Consider the following 15,065-nt stretch of genomic DNA (forward strand, 5'->3'; position numbering starts at 1 on the left):
TTAGTGTCGCGGAATGGTTGACGTTTCGCGGGACGGGTCCGTCGTCCGGATCACGATGAACCGCGCGGCCAAGCGCAACGCGCTGTCCGCCGAGCACCTCACGGAGCTGCTGGACGCGTTCCGCGAGGTGCGCGCGTCGGACGCCGCCGGGATCGTGCTGGCCGCCGAGGGGCCGGTGTTCTCCGCCGGGCACGACTTCGCGGACGTGCACGCGCGGGACGAGGAAGGTGTGCGGCTGCTGCTGGAGCTGTGCACCGTGCTGATGAAGACCATCCAGTCCGCGCCGCAGGTGGTGATCGCGCGCGTGCAGGGGCTGGCGACGGCGGCCGGGTGTCAGCTGGTGGCCTCGTGCGACCTCGCGGTGGCGGCGGACACGGCCGGGTTCTCGTTGCCCGGCGGCAAGGCCGGGTGGTTCTGCCACACGCCCGCGGTGCCGGTGGCCCGGTCGATCGGGCGCAAGCGGTTGATGGAACTCGTGCTCACCGGCGACGTGATCGACGCGGCGACGGCTGTCGAGTGGGGGCTGATCAACCGCGCTGTGCCGGCGGAGGAGTTGGACGCGGCCACCGACGAACTGCTGGCACGCGCCACGCGGGGGAGCCGGGCGTCGAAGGCCATCGGCAAGCGGACCGTCTACGCGCAGCTCGACCGGCCCGAGATCGACGGGTACGAGATCGCGCTGTCCGTCATGGCCGAGACCTCGCAGTCCCCGTCAGCCAAAGAGGGACGGGCGTCGTTCCTGGAGAAGCGGCCGCCCGTGTGGCCCGACTAGTCGCGAGAAGCCGCAGCGCGTCGGCGTTCGGGCCCGGCTCCGCCTGGTAGACCACCAGGAACTGGCCGGGCGCCTCGCGCACGTCGAACGAGTGGTAGCTCAGGTGCAGCGGGCCGACGGCCGGGTGCAGGAACTCCTTGGCGTCCTGGGTCTTCCCGCGCACCTCGTGCTGTTCCCACAGTTCCTTGAACACCGGGTTCTGGTTCAGTTCCGCGACCATCCGCCGCAGGCGCGGGGACTTCGGGTCCGCGGTGTGCCGCAGATGCCCGACGGTGCTCTGCGCGACCCAGTTCCAGCGCGGGTAGAAGCTCGCGGCGGCGGGGTCGAGGAACGTCATCCTGGCCGCGTTGTCGGCAGGCGTGAACGGCTCGTACAGGGCTTCGGCCAGCGCGTTCATCGCGAGGATGTCCAGCAGTGAGTTCATCACGAACGCCGGCATGTCGTGCATGCCGCTCATGAGCTGCAGCAGTTCCGGGCTGACCTTGTCCGTGGCGTGGCCTTCGTCGGCGACGACCCCGGCCAGGCGGTGCAGGTGCGCGCGGGCGTCCGTGTCGAGGCGGAGCGCGCGGCTCAGGGCGTCGAGGACCTGTGCGGACGGGTTGGTCTCGCGGCCCTGCTCCAGGCGCGCGTAGTAGTCCGCGCTCACGCCGGCCAGGACGGCGACCTCTTCGCGTCTGAGGCCTTTGACCTTGCGCTGGGTGTGCGAGGGGAGGCCCGCGTCCTCCGGGTTGACGCGGGCGCGGTGGGCTTTCAGGAACTCGCCGAGCACGTCTCCGAGGTTATTCGCTCGGCCCGCACTCTGCCTGGGTGTGGCACACCTAGGCAGAAGGTGTCCTGGTTGAGGCCGATTTCCGGCGCGAATGTTGTGGCCATGAGCAAAGTCGTGTTGATCAGTGGAGCTTCCAGCGGCATCGGCGAGGCCACGGCCCGAGTGCTGGCGGCGGCAGGACATCAGGTGTTCCTCGGAGCACGGCGGGAGGACCGGCTGGCAGCGCTGGCGGACGAGGTCGGCGGTGCCTACGCACCGCTGGACGTGACGTCCCGCGCGTCGTTTCAGTCCTTTGTGGACGCCGCGGTGGAGCGGTACGGGCGAGTCGACGTGCTGGTGAACAACGCCGGCGTGATGCCGTTGTCCCTCATGGACTCGTTGAAGGTCGACGAGTGGGACCGCATGGTGGACGTGAACATCAAGGGCGTGCTGAACGGCATCGCCGCCGTGCTGCCCCGGTTCGCAGGCGGCGGGCACGTCGTGAACGTCGCCTCGGTCGGCGCGCACATGGTCATGCCGACCGCCGCCGTGTACTGCGCGACGAAGTACGCGGTGTGGGCGTTGTCCGAGGGACTGCGTCAGGAGCGCGACGACCTGCGCGTCACCGTGATCTCGCCCGGTGTCACGGAGTCCGAGCTGGCGGACACCATCACCGAGGACTTCGCGGCGTCGTTGATGGAGGACTTCCGCAAGCTCGCGCTGCCGGCGTCCGCCATCGGTGACGCCATCGCGTACGCGATCTCGCAGCCGGCGGAGGTCGACGTCAACGAGATCGTCGTGCGGCCGGTTTCGCAGCGTTAGGCGCCGGTGGTCGATCCCGGCCGGAGGATCATCAGCACGGTCACAGTGGCCCACAGCAGGTTGAAGATCCCCGTGTACATGGCCAGGTGCTTGATGTCCTTGGTCTTCAGCGCCTTCTCCTGGCCGGGAAGGATCTTCAGGGCCAGCACGAACGCGGCGGCGGTGGTGAGCGCGATCGACACGATCACCCAGGGGTGGCCGGTCACGCCCATCACGCCGGCCGTCGCGAACCCGAAGACCGGCACCGAGATGCCGATCAGGGCGTAGACGCGGCAGATCCGGTGCAGCAGTTCGGGATTGCCGGCCGTGGTCACCGCCTTCGGGAACATGCTGGCGGCGACGGTGACCGGGCCGATGGCGATGATGGCGGCGAGGACGTGCAGCGAGAGGAAGAGCTTGCTCACGCGGCCCTCCACGCGGTGCCGCGGCGTTCGTGGGCGAACAGCTCCTCGACCTCCAGGGCCTGCTGGGCGCCGAGTTCGCGGTCGATCAGGTGGATGCCGAGGTCGACGCCCGAACTGACGCCGGCGGCGGTGACCAGGTCGCCGTCGTCGACGATGCGCGCACGAATGGCGTTCACGCCCATGGACTCCAGTGCGTGCAGGCCGAGGTGGTTGGTGGTGGCGTTGCGGCCCTTGATCAGGCCGGCGATGCCCAGCAGCAACGACCCTCCGCACACGGTGGCGATGATCGCCTTCGTGTCCTTCAGCGCGGGTCCGAGCGTCGCGGCGCCCGCGCTGAGCAGGGCGAAGATCTCTTCCTCCTGGAGTGCTGCCGCTCCGGGGACGACGATGACGTCGGTGCCGGGGTCGAGCCGGGCGGTCGCCTTCAGGGACAACAGGCCGAGGCCGGCCGGGACCTCGCGCGCACCCTCGACCGTCACCAGTTCGGTCCGGACCCCGCCCGCGGTCAGCGTCTCGTACGGGCCGATCGCGTCCAACGGGTCGAAGCCGTCGAACAACACCACTTGAGCTTTCACTTCGTTCACTCCTCGCTTCGGTGATCAAAACGGTAGGAGCGGGAGGCCGTGGCGAGAACTGGCTGGAATGCCATGTTCCAACGGATTCTCGCCAGCTACGGTGGTGGACGTGCACGAGGTGGCAGTGGTAGCGATGGACAGCGTGGTCCCGTTCGACTTCGCGACGCCGGTCGACGCGTTCAACTGGGTCGGGCGGTACAGGGTGCGGGTCTGCGGTCCGAAGAGGACTGTCGACGCGGGCTGTTTCGAGATCAAAGTCCCGCACGGCTTGGAGTTGCTGTCCGAAGTGGACACGATCGTCCTTCCTGGCCACGATCCGCGCATGGTCGTGCCGAAGCCGTTGATCGACGCGTTGCGGCAGGCGGCGGCAAGAGGTGCGCGGATCGCGTCGATCTGCACCGGGGCGTTCGTGTTCGCGGAGACCGGCCTGCTCGACGGGATGCGGGTGACCACGCACTGGCTGGGCGCCGAGGAACTGGCAGAGCGGTTTCCGGCGCTGGAGGTCGACCCGGACGTGCTCTACGTCGACAACGGGCAGTTCCTCACGTCCGCGGGCGCCGCGGCGGGGCTGGACCTGTGCCTGCACATGATCCGGCGCGACCACGGGTCCGCGGTGGCGGCCGACGCGGCGCGGTTCGCCGTGATGCCCCTGGAACGGGAAGGCGGGCAGGCGCAGTTCATCGTGACGCCGCCCGTGACGCCTCAGGGTGCGGAGCTGGAGCCCGTGCTGCGGTGGATGGAGGCCAACGCGTCGCTCGAACTGACGCTGGAGGACCTGGCGAAGCAGGCGGGCATGAGCACGCGGACGTTGAACCGGCGCTTCCGCGAGCAGACCGGCACGACGCCGCTCCAGTGGCTGCACCGCGCGAGAGTTCGCCAGGCGCAGCACCTGCTGGAGACGACCAGGGATCCGGTGGAGCTGATCGCGAGCCGCGTGGGCTTCGGCTCGGCCACGGCGTTCCGCGACAGGTTCAAGCGGATCGCCGGGACCTCACCGCAGAGCTACCGGGCGGCTTTTCAGGGCTGAGAGTGCTCGTGCAGCAGGAGAAGCGTGTACGCGGCGATCGACTGGGCGTCGGTGATCTCGCCCTTCGCGATCATCGACTCGAAGTCGGCGCGCGGGAACCACGCCGAGCGCATGTCCTGCTCCTCGTGCTCCCGCTCGTGGAAGCCCTCGGTGAGCTGGGTCGCGAGGAAAACGCGCCCGCGCTGCGACGACATGCCCGGCGCGACGTCGAGCAACCCCAGCTCGATCATCTTCCCGGCGCGCAACCCGGTCTCCTCGCGCAGCTCACGAGTAGCGAGCTGCAGCGGGTTGGAGTCGGCGCGGTCCGGCGCGGTGCCCTGGGGGAACTCCCAGCGGCGCAGGCCGATCGGATACCGGAACTGCTCGACGAGCCGCACGCGCTCGCCGTCGAGCGGGATGATCAACGCGAAGTCGGGCTTGTCGACCACGCCGTAGATACCGCTCGAACCGTCCGCACGCTGGATCTCGTCCTCGCGAACGGTCATCCACGGGTTTACGTACACCTGACGGGTGCCGAGGCTTTCCACGCCACGGACCGTACCTAACGTCGGCATTCTGGACACACCCCGTAGCCTGTCGCGGTGCGTCTCGTCATCGCTCGCTGCAAGGTCGACTACGTAGGCCGGCTCACCGCCCATCTGCCCATGGCTCAGCGACTGCTGCTGATCAAGGCTGACGGCTCTGTGTCGATCCACTCCGACGACCGCGCGTACAAGCCGTTGAACTGGATGAGCCCGCCCTGCTGGCTGATCGAGGACCCGGACATCTGGACCGTGCAGAACAAGGCGGGGGAGAAGCTGATCATCACCCTCGAAGAGGTCCTGCACGACTCCAAGCACGAGCTCGGCCCGGAGCCAGGCCTGCAGAAGGACGGCGTGGAAGCCGACCTGCAGAAGCTGCTCGCCGAGCACGTCACCACCCTGGGCGACGGCTGGTCCCTGGTGCGCCGCGAGTTCCCGACCCCGATCGGCCCGGTCGACCTGATGTGCCGCGACTCCGCGGGCAAGTCGGTCGCCGTGGAGATCAAGCGGCGCGGCGAGATCGACGGCGTCGAGCAGCTCACCCGGTACCTGGAGCTGCTCAACCGCGACCCGCTGCTGGCTCCTGTGCAGGGGGTGTTCGCGGCGCAGCAGATCAAGCCGCAGGCGCGGGTGCTGGCCGAGGACCGCGGGATCCGGTGCGTGGTGCTGGACTACGACGCGTTGCGCGGGATCGAGCCGGACGAGTTCCGGCTTTTCTGATCAGCCGCTGTCGAACATGCCGACGGCCTGGATCGCCGCCGAGAGCGAGTGATTCGGGCCTGAGGTCTCGTGCGCGAGTCTGACCGCCCACATCGGTCTGCCCGCGACGACCAGTTCCATGAGTTCCGCGAGCGTTTCGTCAGGCAACGACTCCAGCAACGCGAGTGCGGCGGTGTCGCGCGCGTCGGCGTGCGATTCGAACTCGGTCACGACGTGAGTCTCAGCGAACGGGCTCCCGCCCGCACGCGGGTTTTCGCGCGCCCCGACTTCAGTGAGCGCCCCAGATCAGCTCGTGGTTTGGTGATCAACCACACGGGGTAGGAACTCGCTCACCTGGAGTACTGTCCTCTCCTGGTCGGTTATGTTCGACTTTGTTGAAAGTCTTGGAGGTGGGCAGTGTCGATGTCGGTGCTGGCCGAGGCGGACCTGCGGCTTGACGCGGGACCGATCGACTACGCGTTGCTCGTCATCTACTTCGGAGTGGTTCTCGGCATCGGCGTGATGGCACGACGATCCGTCTCCTCCAGCCTGGACTTCCTGCTGTCGGGGCGGTCGTTGCCCGCGTGGGTGACCGGGCTGGCGTTCATCTCCGCGAACCTCGGCGCGCTCGAGCTGATGGGCATGACCGCGAACGGCGCGCAGTACGGCATGGCGACCGTGCACTACTACTGGATCGGCGCCATCCCCGCGATGGTGTTCCTCGGTCTGGTGATGATGCCGTTCTACTACGGCTCGAAAGTGCGCAGCGTTCCCGAGTTCATGCGCCGACGGTTCGGCAAGCCGGCTCACCTGGTCAACGCCATCAGCTTCGCCGTCGCGCAGATCCTGATCGCGGGCATCAACCTGTTCGCGCTCGCGGTGATCATCGACGCGCTGCTCGGGTGGCCGTTGCCGGTGTCCATCGTCGTCGCGGCGCTGGTGGTGCTCGCGTACACGACGCTCGGCGGTCTGTCCGCCGCCATTTACAACGAGGTGCTGCAGTTCTTCGTCATCGTGGCCGCGCTGGCGCCGTTGACGATCATCGGTCTGATCAAGGTCGGTGGCTGGCAGGGCATCGTCGAGAAGATCAGCGACCAGGAGCAGCTGTCCGCGTGGCCCGCGACGGAACTCACCGGCATCAACAGCCCTGTGTGGAGTGTCGTCGGGTTGGTGTTCGGTCTCGGCTTCGTGCTGTCGTTCGGTTACTGGACGACGAACTTCGCCGAGGTGCAGCGCGCGATGAGCGCCAAGTCGATGTCCGCGGCCAAGCGCACGCCGATCATCGGCGCGTACCCGAAGGCGCTCATCCCGGCGATCATCATCATCCCCGGCATCATCGCTGCGATCATCGTGCCGGAGATGGCGCAGCTCAAGGCCGGCGACACGAGCAGTGGCGTGGTCTACAACAACGTCTTGCCGCTGCTCATGCGCGACCTGCTGCCCAACGGCATCCTCGGCATCGCGATCACGGGTCTGCTGGCGAGCTTCATGGCCGGTGTGGCGGCGAACGTCAGCTCGTTCAACACCGTCTTCACGTACGACCTGTGGCAGGACTACATCAAGAAGGACCGGCCGGACGAGTACTACCTGCGCGTCGGGCGGTTGGCTACGGTCGGCGCGTGCGTGCTCGCGATCGGCACGGCGTTCATCGCCGCGGCGCTCGGCGGGTCCAACATCATGGACTACATCCAGGCGCTGTTCTCGTTCTTCAACGCGCCGCTGTTCGCGACGTTCATCCTCGGCATGTTCTGGAAGCGGATGACGCCGACCGCCGGTTGGGTCGGTCTGCTCGCGGGCACGTTCACCGCGATCTTCATCTACGTGATCTCGGAGCCCTCGTTCGGCATCGAGCTGCTGGAGCTGCCCGGCCAGGGCGCGAGCTTCCTCGGCGCGGGTCTCGCGTTCGTGGTCGACATCGTCGTGAGCTTCGCGGTCAGTCTCGTCACGCGGCCGAAGCCGGACAGCGAGCTCGGTGGGCTGGTCTACAGCCTGACGCCCAAGGAAGACAGGGCGCACTCCACCACCGGTGAGGACGCCGGCTGGTACCGCTCGCCGGCCCTGCTCGGCGGCGGAGTGCTGGTCCTGACCACTGCTCTCTACTTCATCTTCGGCTGAGGGAGGCTGCCATGAGGTTGTTCGACCTGCGACTGATCATCGCTTTCCTCTTCGGCCTGTACGGCGTTGTACTGGTCGTCATCGGTCTCGCGTTCACGACCGACGAGGACCTGAAGAAGGCCGAAGGGGTCAACATCAACCTGTGGGCGGGCATCGCCATGGCGGTGCTGGCGGCGGTGTTCGCCGCGTGGGCGACGCTGCGGCCTCAGTTCGCGGAAGCGGACAAGCAGCCGCTCAAGGAGCTATGACTGGGGACGACCAGGGTAAACAGGGTTGAAGGCCTCGATCGTCCACGCGTCGAGCCAGTTGAATGCGCGGCGAATTCGGTTTCGCACGTCTCTCCTTCTGTCGGGGTCTTCACCCTGTACATCGCGTCGATCTTCTGAATCGTTCCCGTAGCGCTGGGTGACATGTGCCACGGGACAACTCGGGGTACCGCCCACGAACGCACGCAAAGGGCACTACCGTGCACGTCGTGCCTCGTTTTCGTGCCACCGCTGTGGTCGCCGCCGCCGCGCTGCTGATGGCCGGCTGCGCGACCGGGCCGGGTCTTGCCAAGACCAACTCGCCGCGCCGGACCGTGCAGGCGGGTGCGGACGCGAACACGACCGATCCGTCGACCAAGCCGTCGGCGCAGGCGGGCAAGCCCGTCGACCCGGCATTCGCGGCGGAACGGCTGCGGCTGATCAACCCGTGCGCGTTGATCGACAAGGACGTGCTGCAGACGGTCGGCACGCCGTCGAAGTACACGAGCAGCTCGTACACGCGCTGCTCCAACTACATGAAGGACAAGGGCGGCAAGACGCTCAACTTCACGCTGGACATCGGGTACTCGCTGACGTCCACCGAGGTGAAGAACGCGACCAAGCAGATCGCGAGCCTCAAGAGCGGCGAGCAGAAGCTGAGCGGCACGTCGTGCTTCATCTGGGTCTTGACGCAGGAGAACCCGGCGCAGGCCGTGCGGATCCAGGTGGGCACCAGCAGTGACGGCAGCGAGGCGTGCGAGCCGGGACGCAAGGTGCTCGAAGGCGTGGTGCGCAAGCTCAAGGGCAACCCGCAGAAGTACAGCCCGCCGAAGGGCTCGCCGGTCGAGGTCGACCCGTGCACGATCGTCGACAAAGCGACGCTCTCGCCCGTGCTCGGTGCCTCGCCGCGTGCGCTGCCGTTCGGTCTGCACCAGTGCTCGTGGACGGGGCAGAGCGCGCAGATGCAGATCGAGTTCAAGACGGCGCGCATCCCGAAGGACGGCAAGTTCGACACCAGGTCGGTCGAGACCGATCTCGGCGGCGGGCTGAAGGGTTACCAGGCGTTCAAGGACGGTCCGTTCCCGACGTGCGAGCTGGTGGTGGTCCGGACGAAGGACCAGAGCGACGCGGGTGAGATCGTGGAGTTCATCGTCGCGGCCTCGAAGGAGAAGGAAATGGATCGCTGCCAGGCGGCGCAGGCGTTCGCCAAGGCGGTTCTTCCTGCCCTGCCCCAGGCCTGACGGCTCCCTCCACGGGACCAGGCGGGGGCTGAAAGTTCTTCGAGTACGCGTTAGTGTCGAGGTTACTGGCGAGTACCGGAGGAGTCCTATGACGCAGACCGCTTCGAACAGCGCGCTGTCGGCCGATGGCGAGCAGCGGCGGTTCGCATCACTGGACCCGCGCACGGGCGAGGTCGTCGCGCATCACCCGATCCACACGGCCGCCGAGGTCGAGGACGCGGTGTCGTCGGCGCGCGACGCCGCCGCGTGGTGGGCGGGCCTCGGGTTCGAGGGGCGCAAGACCAAGCTCGACGCCTGGCGCAAGATCCTCTCTCAGCGCGCGGACGAGTTCATCGCGTTGATCAGCTCGGAGACGGGCAAACCCGCCGACGACTCCCGCGTCGAGGTCGCGCTGGTGATGGACCACCTGCACTGGGCCTCGCGGCATGCCGGCCGTGTGCTGGGCAAGCGCCGGGTGTCCTCGGGCATGCTGATGTTCAACCACGGCGCGACGCTGGAGTACCGGCCGTTGGGCGTCATCGGCGTCATCGGGCCGTGGAACTACCCCGCGCACACGCCGATGGGTTCGATCTCCTACGCCTTGTCCGCGGGCAACGCCGTCGTGTTCAAACCGTCGGAGTTCACGCCGGGCGTTGGCACGTTCCTCGCGTCGACGTTCACCGAGGCGGTGCCGGAGTACCCGGTGTTCCAGGTGGTCACGGGCTTCGGTGAGACGGGCGCGGCGCTGGTCGGCGCGGGCGTGGACAAGATCGCGTTCACCGGTTCCACCCGTACCGGCAAGAAGGTCATGGCCGCGGCCGCCTCGTCGCTGACGCCGGTGCTGGTCGAGTGCGGTGGCAAGGACGCGTTGATCGTCGACTCGGACGCCGACCTGACCGCCGCCGCCGAGGCCGCGATCTGGGGTGCGGTGTCCAACGCCGGCCAGACGTGCGCGGGCGTGGAGCGGATCTACGTGGCCGAGGACGTCGCCGACGAGTTCACCGAGATCGTCGTGAAGCGCGCGAAGAAGCTCAAGCCGGGTGGTGAGCCGAACGCGAACCTCGGGCCGATCACGATGCCGTCGCAGGTGGAGATCATCCGCGAGCACGTGCAGGACGCGCTGGACCGCGGCGGCAAGGCGCTCGTGGGCGGGCCGGACTCGATCAGGCCCCCGTACGTCGAGCCGGTGGTGCTGGTGGACGTGCCGGAGGACTCGCTGGCGGTCACCGAGGAGACCTTCGGGCCGACCGTGGTGATCAACCGGGTGCCGAACGCGCTGGAGGGTGTGCGGCTGGCGAACCAGTCGAAGTACGGGCTGGGTGCCGCCGTGTTCTCGAAGGCGCGTGGCGAGGAACTGGCGTCGGAGTTGCGGGTCGGGATGGTGTCGATCAACTCGGTGCTGACCTACGCGGCGATTCCCGGGCTGCCGTTCGGCGGTGTCGGCGACTCCGGCTTCGGGCGCATCCACGGCGAGGACGGGCTGCGCGAGTTCTCCTACGCCAAGGCCGTGACGAAGCTGAAGTTCAAGTCGCTGATCAACATGGCGACGTTCGACAGGTCCTCCATGGCGGGCAAGCAGATGCTGCGCCTCGCGCGGACGCTCTTCGGTCGCTGAAGAGCGTCCGCGGCGTGAGCTCTCAGACGCCGAGCTGTGTCTTCATGTCGTCCAGGACCACGTTCGCGGCGAGCACGCCGAGGCCGAGGAAGTAGGTCTCGTCGAGGACCGGCTTGGCCTTGCCCGCCTTGACGGCGTTCAGGCCGGTCCACAGTGGACCGCCGAGCACCGAGGGCTGCGCGGTCTTGGCCGGGTCGCCGTAGGTGGAGTAGAGGATGAAGTCGCCGTCGGCCTTGCCGATCTGCTCCGCGCTGACCTCGGCGGCCAGGTCGTCCACCTGGGACGAGGTCGGCTGCCCGATCTTGGCGTCGATCAGGATCGTGCCGATGAACGACTTCTTGGCGTACAAGCGGATGCGGCCCGGCATGAAGCGCAGCGCCGTGACGGTCGGGCGCACACCGAGCTTCTTCTCGATGGCGTTGCCGGTCTCGGTGGCCTTGTTCGTGTACTCCTCGAGCATCTTCGCGGCGTCGGCCTGGCGGTCGAGCGCGGCGGCGTTGAGCAGGAAGTTCTCCTTCCAGACGTAGCCGGGGCGCACGCTGAACACCGTCGGGGCGATCGCGGAGAGCTTCGGGTAGAGGGCCTCCGCGCGCAGCTGCGAGCCCAGGATCAGGTCCGGGTTCAGCTTGGTGATCGCTTCGAGGTTGAGGTTGTTGGTCGTGCCGACGTTCTCCGGCGTGCCGCCCTTGTCGCCGATGTAGGACGGCATGGTCGGTGAGCCGTCGGTGTAGGCGATGCCGACGGGCTTGATGCCGAGCGCCACGACGTTGTCGAGCTCGCCCGTGTCGAGCACGATCACTCGTTCGGGTTTCTTCTCGAGCTTGGTCTCGCCCATCGCGTGCTTGATGGTGCGGGGGAACTCGCCGGGCTTCTGCGTCGTGCCGAAACCGTTGCTCAGTTCGTACGCCTTGCCGAAGTCCTCGCCACCTTGGGCGACGGTCGGCTTGTCCGGCGTGCTGGAGCAGGCGGTCAGGGTCAGGGCGACTGCTACGAGCAGCGCTGCTCTCTTCGACACGACGTTGTTCCTCCACTACGGAACGTGATGTTGACCTGCATTTGTTAGGGCGGCCTAACGGTAGCGGGGTCCTTTGCCTGTTCCGAGTGTCAGACCCCCGGAGTAAGAAGGAACACGGTCACCGACTTCTCGGGAGGGCTGTTCTATGAAGAAGATCATCAACGATCCGGAAACCGTGGTGCGGGACGCGCTGCGGGGGATGCAGGCCGCCCATCCCGATCTGCTGGCCGTGCACCAGGACCCGGCGGTCATCGTGCGGGCCGGTGGGCCGGTGCAGGGCAAGGTCGCGATCATCTCGGGTGGAGGGTCGGGCCACGAACCGTTGCACGGCGGGTTCGTCGGGCGGGGCATGCTCGACGCGGCCTGTCCTGGCCCCGTGTTCACGTCGCCGACGGCGGACCAGGTGGTCGACGCCGTGGCGCGGACGGACGGCGGCGCGGGCGCGTTGCTGATCGTGAAGAACTACACCGGCGACGTGCTGAACTTCGAGATGGCAGGTGAGCTGGCGGAGTCCGAGGTCAGGTCGGTCGTGATCGACGACGACGTGGCGGTGAAGGACTCGTTGTACACGGCCGGGCGCCGGGGTGTCGGCGGCACGGTGCTGCTGGAGAAGATCGTCGGCGCGGCGGCGGAGCGCGGTGATGATCTGGCGGCGTGCGAGGCGCTGTCCCTGAGGGTGATCGCGTCGGTGCGTTCGATGGGTCTGGCTTTGACGTCGTGCACGGTGCCGCACGTGGGCTCGCCGTCGTTCGAACTGGCCGACGACGAGATGGAGATCGGCATCGGCATCCACGGCGAGCCGGGCCGGCAGAAGGTTCCCGTGGGCACGGCGTCCGAGATGGTGGCGGCGTTGCTGGAGCCGATCCTGTCGGACCTGCCGTTCTCGTCGGGGGACCGGGTGCTGCTGTTCACGAACTCGATGGGCGGGACGCCGCTGATCGAGCTGTACTTGGCGCACGGCATCGCGGAACAGCTGCTGGCCGATCGGGGGATCGTCGTGGAACGCAGGCTGGTCGGCCCCTACATCACGAGCCTGGAGATGCAGGGCATGAGCCTCACACTGCTTCGGCTGGACGACGAGATGATCTCCCTGTGGGACGCGCCGGTCCACACGCCCGCGCTGCGCTGGGGAGTCTGAAGTGGGTTGCACGGCAGCGGACGTCGTGACGGCACTGCGAGCCGCCGCGGCTGTCGTCCAGGAGCACCGCGACGAGCTGGTGCGCCTGGACCAGGCGATCGGCGACGCCGACCACGGCGAGAACATGAGGCGCGGCTTCACCGCGCTGCTGTCCCGTTTGGACGCCGAACCGCCGGACACCCCGGGCAAGGTCCTGAAGCTGGTGGCCACCACGCTGATCTCCACGGTGGGCGGAGCGGCGGGCCCGTTGTACGGCACCGCTTTCCTGCGCGCGTCGGCCGCCGTGGGCGACGCACCTGAACTCGACGGCGCTCTGATCGCCCGCGCCTTGCAGGGCGCGCTGGACGGCGTGTTCGCACGCGGCAAGGCCGTCGTGGGCGACAAGACGATGGTCGACGCCCTCACCCCAGCCGTGACAGCGGCAGCTTCTGCCGAGGGCTCGGTGTCCGCCGCCCTCTCCGCGGCAGCCGACGCGGCAGCGGAAGGGGCGGAGTCGACGGTCCCGATGGTGGCGCGCAAGGGCCGAGCCTCCTACCTGGGCGAGCGCAGCGCCGGCCACATGGATCCGGGCGCCAGGTCGACGTCGTTGCTACTCCGCGCCTTCGCGGACGCGGCGGCCAAGGCATGACGGCGGCCGCGGACACCGGCCGCGTGGGCCTGGTAGTCGTCTCGCACAGCGACATGCTGGCCAACGGCGTGGCGGAGTTGGCCGCTCAAATGGCTCCCGACGTCTCCGTGCTTCCCGTGGGCGGCACGGACGAGGGCGGCCTGGGCACCGACTACGCCTCAGTCGTCGAGGCCCTGGCGGACGCAGACTCCGGCGCGGGCGTGGTCGTGCTCTACGACCTGGGCAGCGCCAAGATGACGGCCGAGATGGCGGTGGAATCGGCAGACGACCCGTCCCGCTACCTGGTGGTCGACGCACCCCTGGTCGAAGGCGCGGTAGCCGCGGCAGTCGCCGCCCAGGGAGCCGCTTCCCTGGCCGACGTGGCCACCGCGGCAGAGGGTGCGTCCGGCGAGGCCCCGGTAGCCGCACCCAGCCGCCCCGCCCTGCACCTGGTACCGGACGCGGTGTCGGCGGAAGTGCTGCTGACCAACGAGGTCGGCCTGCACGCCCGCCCGGCAGCCTTGCTGGCCCGCACCGTGGCCGAACTCGACGCCGACGTCGTCGTCCGCTACGGCAACGAGGAGGCGAACGCGGCCAGCGTGCTGGCGCTGATGGGTCTGAGCGCGCCCGGCGGCAAGTCCATCACCGTGGTGGCCACGGGCAAGGACGCGGGCGAGGCGGTGCGCCGCATCGAGGAGCTGGCGGAGAGGGGGTTCGACGACTAACGGCCACTGCGGCCGCGCGCCGCGAGGTGCGGGTGGGCTGGTGGGAAGCCGACTGCGAGGTGTGCGCGGGCTGGTGGAACGGCCGTGAGGTGTGGGCGGGCTGGTCGAGCTGGCTGCGAGGCGCGGGCGGGCCGGCGGAAGCGGGCTGCGCGGTGTGTGAGTGGCTGGTCGAGGGTGGAGCCGCGAGGTGCCCGATGATGTCGCGTGAAGGCGGCTGCGCGGTGTGAGTGGCGTTGGTAGTAGGCGGAAAGGTCGTAAGTGTGGACGTCCACGCCGTTCACCCAGGACCGCGTCCGTCGTGGCGTCGTAGAAGCGGGCGATGAGCTTGTCGAGGGTGGCTGACCGAGAGCGGAGGGCCGCGATGCGTGGGCGGCTGGCTGCGAGCTGTAGCGGCTGGTCGAGAGTGGGCTGTGAGGTGTGAGCGGCTGGTCGAGGGTGATGCCGCGCGGTGTCCGATGGCGTTGCGTGGAGGTGGCCGCGTGGTGAAGCCGTACCTGGACCTGAAGGCGTTGCCCCGAACCAGCCTGGCTCATCCGGCGCTGCCGGGTTCGGTCTCAACGTGGGTCGCCGCGGCAACTGTCCCGACCGCGCTGATCCCGAGGCGGCCGCAGGCCCCTGGATGGTCCCCGTCCCGCAGAGTTTGATGGCACTCGCGCGCATAGCAGCGCATCCTGGCCGTGCTGGCTCCATCCAGCTCGTGGTCCCCACGGCGGCGACCCCTGACCGCGCCGGCTCCGGCGCGACGCGCGCCTCCACAGCGATTCCTGGCCGCACCGACTCCGATACGGCCCGCATCCCCACCGCGGTTCCCAGCCCC

18 protein-coding genes are annotated in these 15,065 nt (G+C 68.4%); 12 read left to right on the top strand and 6 right to left on the bottom strand.

The annotated features are described in order from the left end of the window. Positions 1-13: 13 nt before the first annotated feature. The gene (locus ACIQF0_RS36505) at positions 14-772 is read left to right on the top strand and encodes an enoyl-CoA hydratase-related protein (protein WP_360047830.1); all 759 of its coding nucleotides are present in this window, start codon (positions 14-16) and stop codon (positions 770-772) included. On the opposite strand, the gene ACIQF0_RS36510 is transcribed toward ACIQF0_RS36505, so the two are convergent. After that, positions 687-1,541 carry a helix-turn-helix transcriptional regulator gene (locus ACIQF0_RS36510; protein WP_401037429.1) on the bottom strand — a complete coding sequence of 285 codons (855 nt, stop codon included), beginning with the start codon at positions 1,539-1,541 and terminating at the stop codon, positions 687-689. The genes ACIQF0_RS36505 and ACIQF0_RS36510 overlap by 86 nt on opposite strands. A gap of 102 nt (positions 1,542-1,643) precedes the next feature. Between ACIQF0_RS36510 and ACIQF0_RS36515 the strand changes: the two genes are divergently transcribed. Continuing rightward, entirely contained in the window at positions 1,644-2,342 is a 699-nt protein-coding gene (locus ACIQF0_RS36515) for an SDR family oxidoreductase (RefSeq protein WP_401037432.1), read from the top strand. Here ACIQF0_RS36515 and ACIQF0_RS36520 read toward each other — a convergent pair. Both ACIQF0_RS36520 and ACIQF0_RS36525 read right to left on the bottom strand, forming a co-directional pair. After that, on the bottom strand, positions 2,339-2,746 hold the full coding sequence (locus ACIQF0_RS36520; RefSeq protein WP_401037435.1) for a hypothetical protein: 408 nt from the start codon (positions 2,744-2,746) through the stop codon (positions 2,339-2,341). The two genes, ACIQF0_RS36515 and ACIQF0_RS36520, sit on opposite strands and share 4 nt — an antisense overlap. Continuing rightward, entirely contained in the window at positions 2,743-3,321 is a 579-nt protein-coding gene (locus ACIQF0_RS36525; RefSeq protein WP_401037438.1) for a DJ-1/PfpI family protein, read from the bottom strand. Before ACIQF0_RS36525 ends, ACIQF0_RS36520 begins: the two co-directional genes overlap by 4 nt. A 109-nt stretch (positions 3,322-3,430) precedes the next feature. On the opposite strand from ACIQF0_RS36525, the gene ACIQF0_RS36530 reads away from it, so the two are divergent. Beyond that, a complete protein-coding gene (locus tag ACIQF0_RS36530; protein ID WP_360047822.1) occupies positions 3,431-4,348 on the top strand; it encodes a helix-turn-helix domain-containing protein in 918 nt (305 codons plus the stop codon). On the opposite strand, the gene ACIQF0_RS36535 is transcribed toward ACIQF0_RS36530, so the two are convergent. After that, positions 4,339-4,875, bottom strand: a complete 537-nt coding sequence (locus tag ACIQF0_RS36535; protein WP_360047820.1) for an NUDIX hydrolase — start codon at positions 4,873-4,875, stop codon at positions 4,339-4,341. The genes ACIQF0_RS36530 and ACIQF0_RS36535 overlap by 10 nt on opposite strands. Before the next feature lie 54 nt (positions 4,876-4,929). Between ACIQF0_RS36535 and nucS the strand changes: the two genes are divergently transcribed. Then, positions 4,930-5,589, top strand: a complete 660-nt coding sequence (gene nucS, locus ACIQF0_RS36540) for an endonuclease NucS (RefSeq protein ID WP_093592765.1) — start codon at positions 4,930-4,932, stop codon at positions 5,587-5,589. Here nucS and ACIQF0_RS36545 read toward each other — a convergent pair whose 3' ends face one another. Beyond that, positions 5,590-5,799 carry a hypothetical protein gene (locus ACIQF0_RS36545; RefSeq protein WP_401037442.1) on the bottom strand — a complete coding sequence of 70 codons (210 nt, stop codon included), beginning with the start codon at positions 5,797-5,799 and terminating at the stop codon, positions 5,590-5,592. 192 nt (positions 5,800-5,991) lie between these two features. On the opposite strand from ACIQF0_RS36545, the gene ACIQF0_RS36550 reads away from it, so the two are divergent. From ACIQF0_RS36550 to ACIQF0_RS36565, 4 genes are all read left to right on the top strand, one after another. Then, the gene (locus ACIQF0_RS36550; RefSeq protein WP_360047890.1) at positions 5,992-7,683 is read left to right on the top strand and encodes a sodium:solute symporter family protein; all 1,692 of its coding nucleotides are present in this window, start codon (positions 5,992-5,994) and stop codon (positions 7,681-7,683) included. Between the two features lie 11 nt (positions 7,684-7,694). Beyond that, the gene (locus ACIQF0_RS36555; protein WP_401037444.1) at positions 7,695-7,931 is read left to right on the top strand and encodes a hypothetical protein; all 237 of its coding nucleotides are present in this window, start codon (positions 7,695-7,697) and stop codon (positions 7,929-7,931) included. 227 nt (positions 7,932-8,158) lie between these two features. Beyond that, entirely contained in the window at positions 8,159-9,169 is a 1,011-nt protein-coding gene (locus tag ACIQF0_RS36560) for a hypothetical protein (protein WP_401037447.1), read from the top strand. A gap of 88 nt (positions 9,170-9,257) precedes the next feature. Continuing rightward, positions 9,258-10,763, top strand: a complete 1,506-nt coding sequence (locus tag ACIQF0_RS36565) for an aldehyde dehydrogenase family protein (protein WP_401037450.1) — start codon at positions 9,258-9,260, stop codon at positions 10,761-10,763. Between the two features lie 22 nt (positions 10,764-10,785). Here ACIQF0_RS36565 and ACIQF0_RS36570 read toward each other — a convergent pair whose 3' ends face one another. After that, entirely contained in the window at positions 10,786-11,778 is a 993-nt protein-coding gene (locus tag ACIQF0_RS36570; RefSeq protein ID WP_401037453.1) for an ABC transporter substrate-binding protein, read from the bottom strand. Between the two features lie 145 nt (positions 11,779-11,923). On the opposite strand from ACIQF0_RS36570, the gene dhaK reads away from it, so the two are divergent. Genes dhaK through ACIQF0_RS36590 form a run of 4 tightly spaced genes read left to right on the top strand, consistent with a single transcriptional unit; the run spans position 11,924 to position 14,475 of the window. Further along, positions 11,924-12,916, top strand: a complete 993-nt coding sequence (gene dhaK / locus ACIQF0_RS36575; RefSeq protein WP_401037455.1) for a dihydroxyacetone kinase subunit DhaK — start codon at positions 11,924-11,926, stop codon at positions 12,914-12,916. A 1-nt stretch (position 12,917) separates the two neighbouring features. Continuing rightward, entirely contained in the window at positions 12,918-13,544 is a 627-nt protein-coding gene (gene dhaL, locus ACIQF0_RS36580; protein WP_401037458.1) for a dihydroxyacetone kinase subunit DhaL, read from the top strand. Beyond that, the gene (gene dhaM, locus ACIQF0_RS36585; protein WP_401037460.1) at positions 13,541-14,248 is read left to right on the top strand and encodes a dihydroxyacetone kinase phosphoryl donor subunit DhaM; all 708 of its coding nucleotides are present in this window, start codon (positions 13,541-13,543) and stop codon (positions 14,246-14,248) included. The genes dhaL and dhaM overlap by 4 nt, the downstream gene beginning before the upstream one ends. Positions 14,249-14,280: 32 nt before the next feature. Continuing rightward, entirely contained in the window at positions 14,281-14,475 is a 195-nt protein-coding gene (locus ACIQF0_RS36590) for a hypothetical protein (RefSeq protein ID WP_401037462.1), read from the top strand. The last annotated feature ends 590 nt before the right edge of the window (positions 14,476-15,065 follow it).

The sequence above is a fragment of the Lentzea sp. NPDC092896 genome, assembly GCF_044754905.1.
In the GTDB taxonomy this organism is placed as follows: domain Bacteria; phylum Actinomycetota; class Actinomycetes; order Mycobacteriales; family Pseudonocardiaceae; genus Lentzea.

Excerpts from the sequence above, each read along its gene's own strand:
- ACIQF0_RS36505 (WP_360047830.1), top strand. The coding sequence starts at position 14 with ATGGTTGACGTTTCGCGGGACGGGTCCGTCGTCCGGATCACGATGAAC.
- ACIQF0_RS36515 (WP_401037432.1), top strand. The coding sequence starts at position 1,644 with ATGAGCAAAGTCGTGTTGATCAGTGGAGCTTCCAGCGGCATCGGCGAG.
- ACIQF0_RS36550 (WP_360047890.1), top strand. The coding sequence starts at position 5,992 with ATGTCGGTGCTGGCCGAGGCGGACCTGCGGCTTGACGCGGGACCGATC.
- ACIQF0_RS36555 (WP_401037444.1), top strand. The coding sequence starts at position 7,695 with ATGAGGTTGTTCGACCTGCGACTGATCATCGCTTTCCTCTTCGGCCTG.
- ACIQF0_RS36565 (WP_401037450.1), top strand. The coding sequence starts at position 9,258 with ATGACGCAGACCGCTTCGAACAGCGCGCTGTCGGCCGATGGCGAGCAG.
- dhaK (WP_401037455.1), top strand. The coding sequence starts at position 11,924 with ATGAAGAAGATCATCAACGATCCGGAAACCGTGGTGCGGGACGCGCTG.
- dhaM (WP_401037460.1), top strand. The coding sequence starts at position 13,541 with ATGACGGCGGCCGCGGACACCGGCCGCGTGGGCCTGGTAGTCGTCTCG.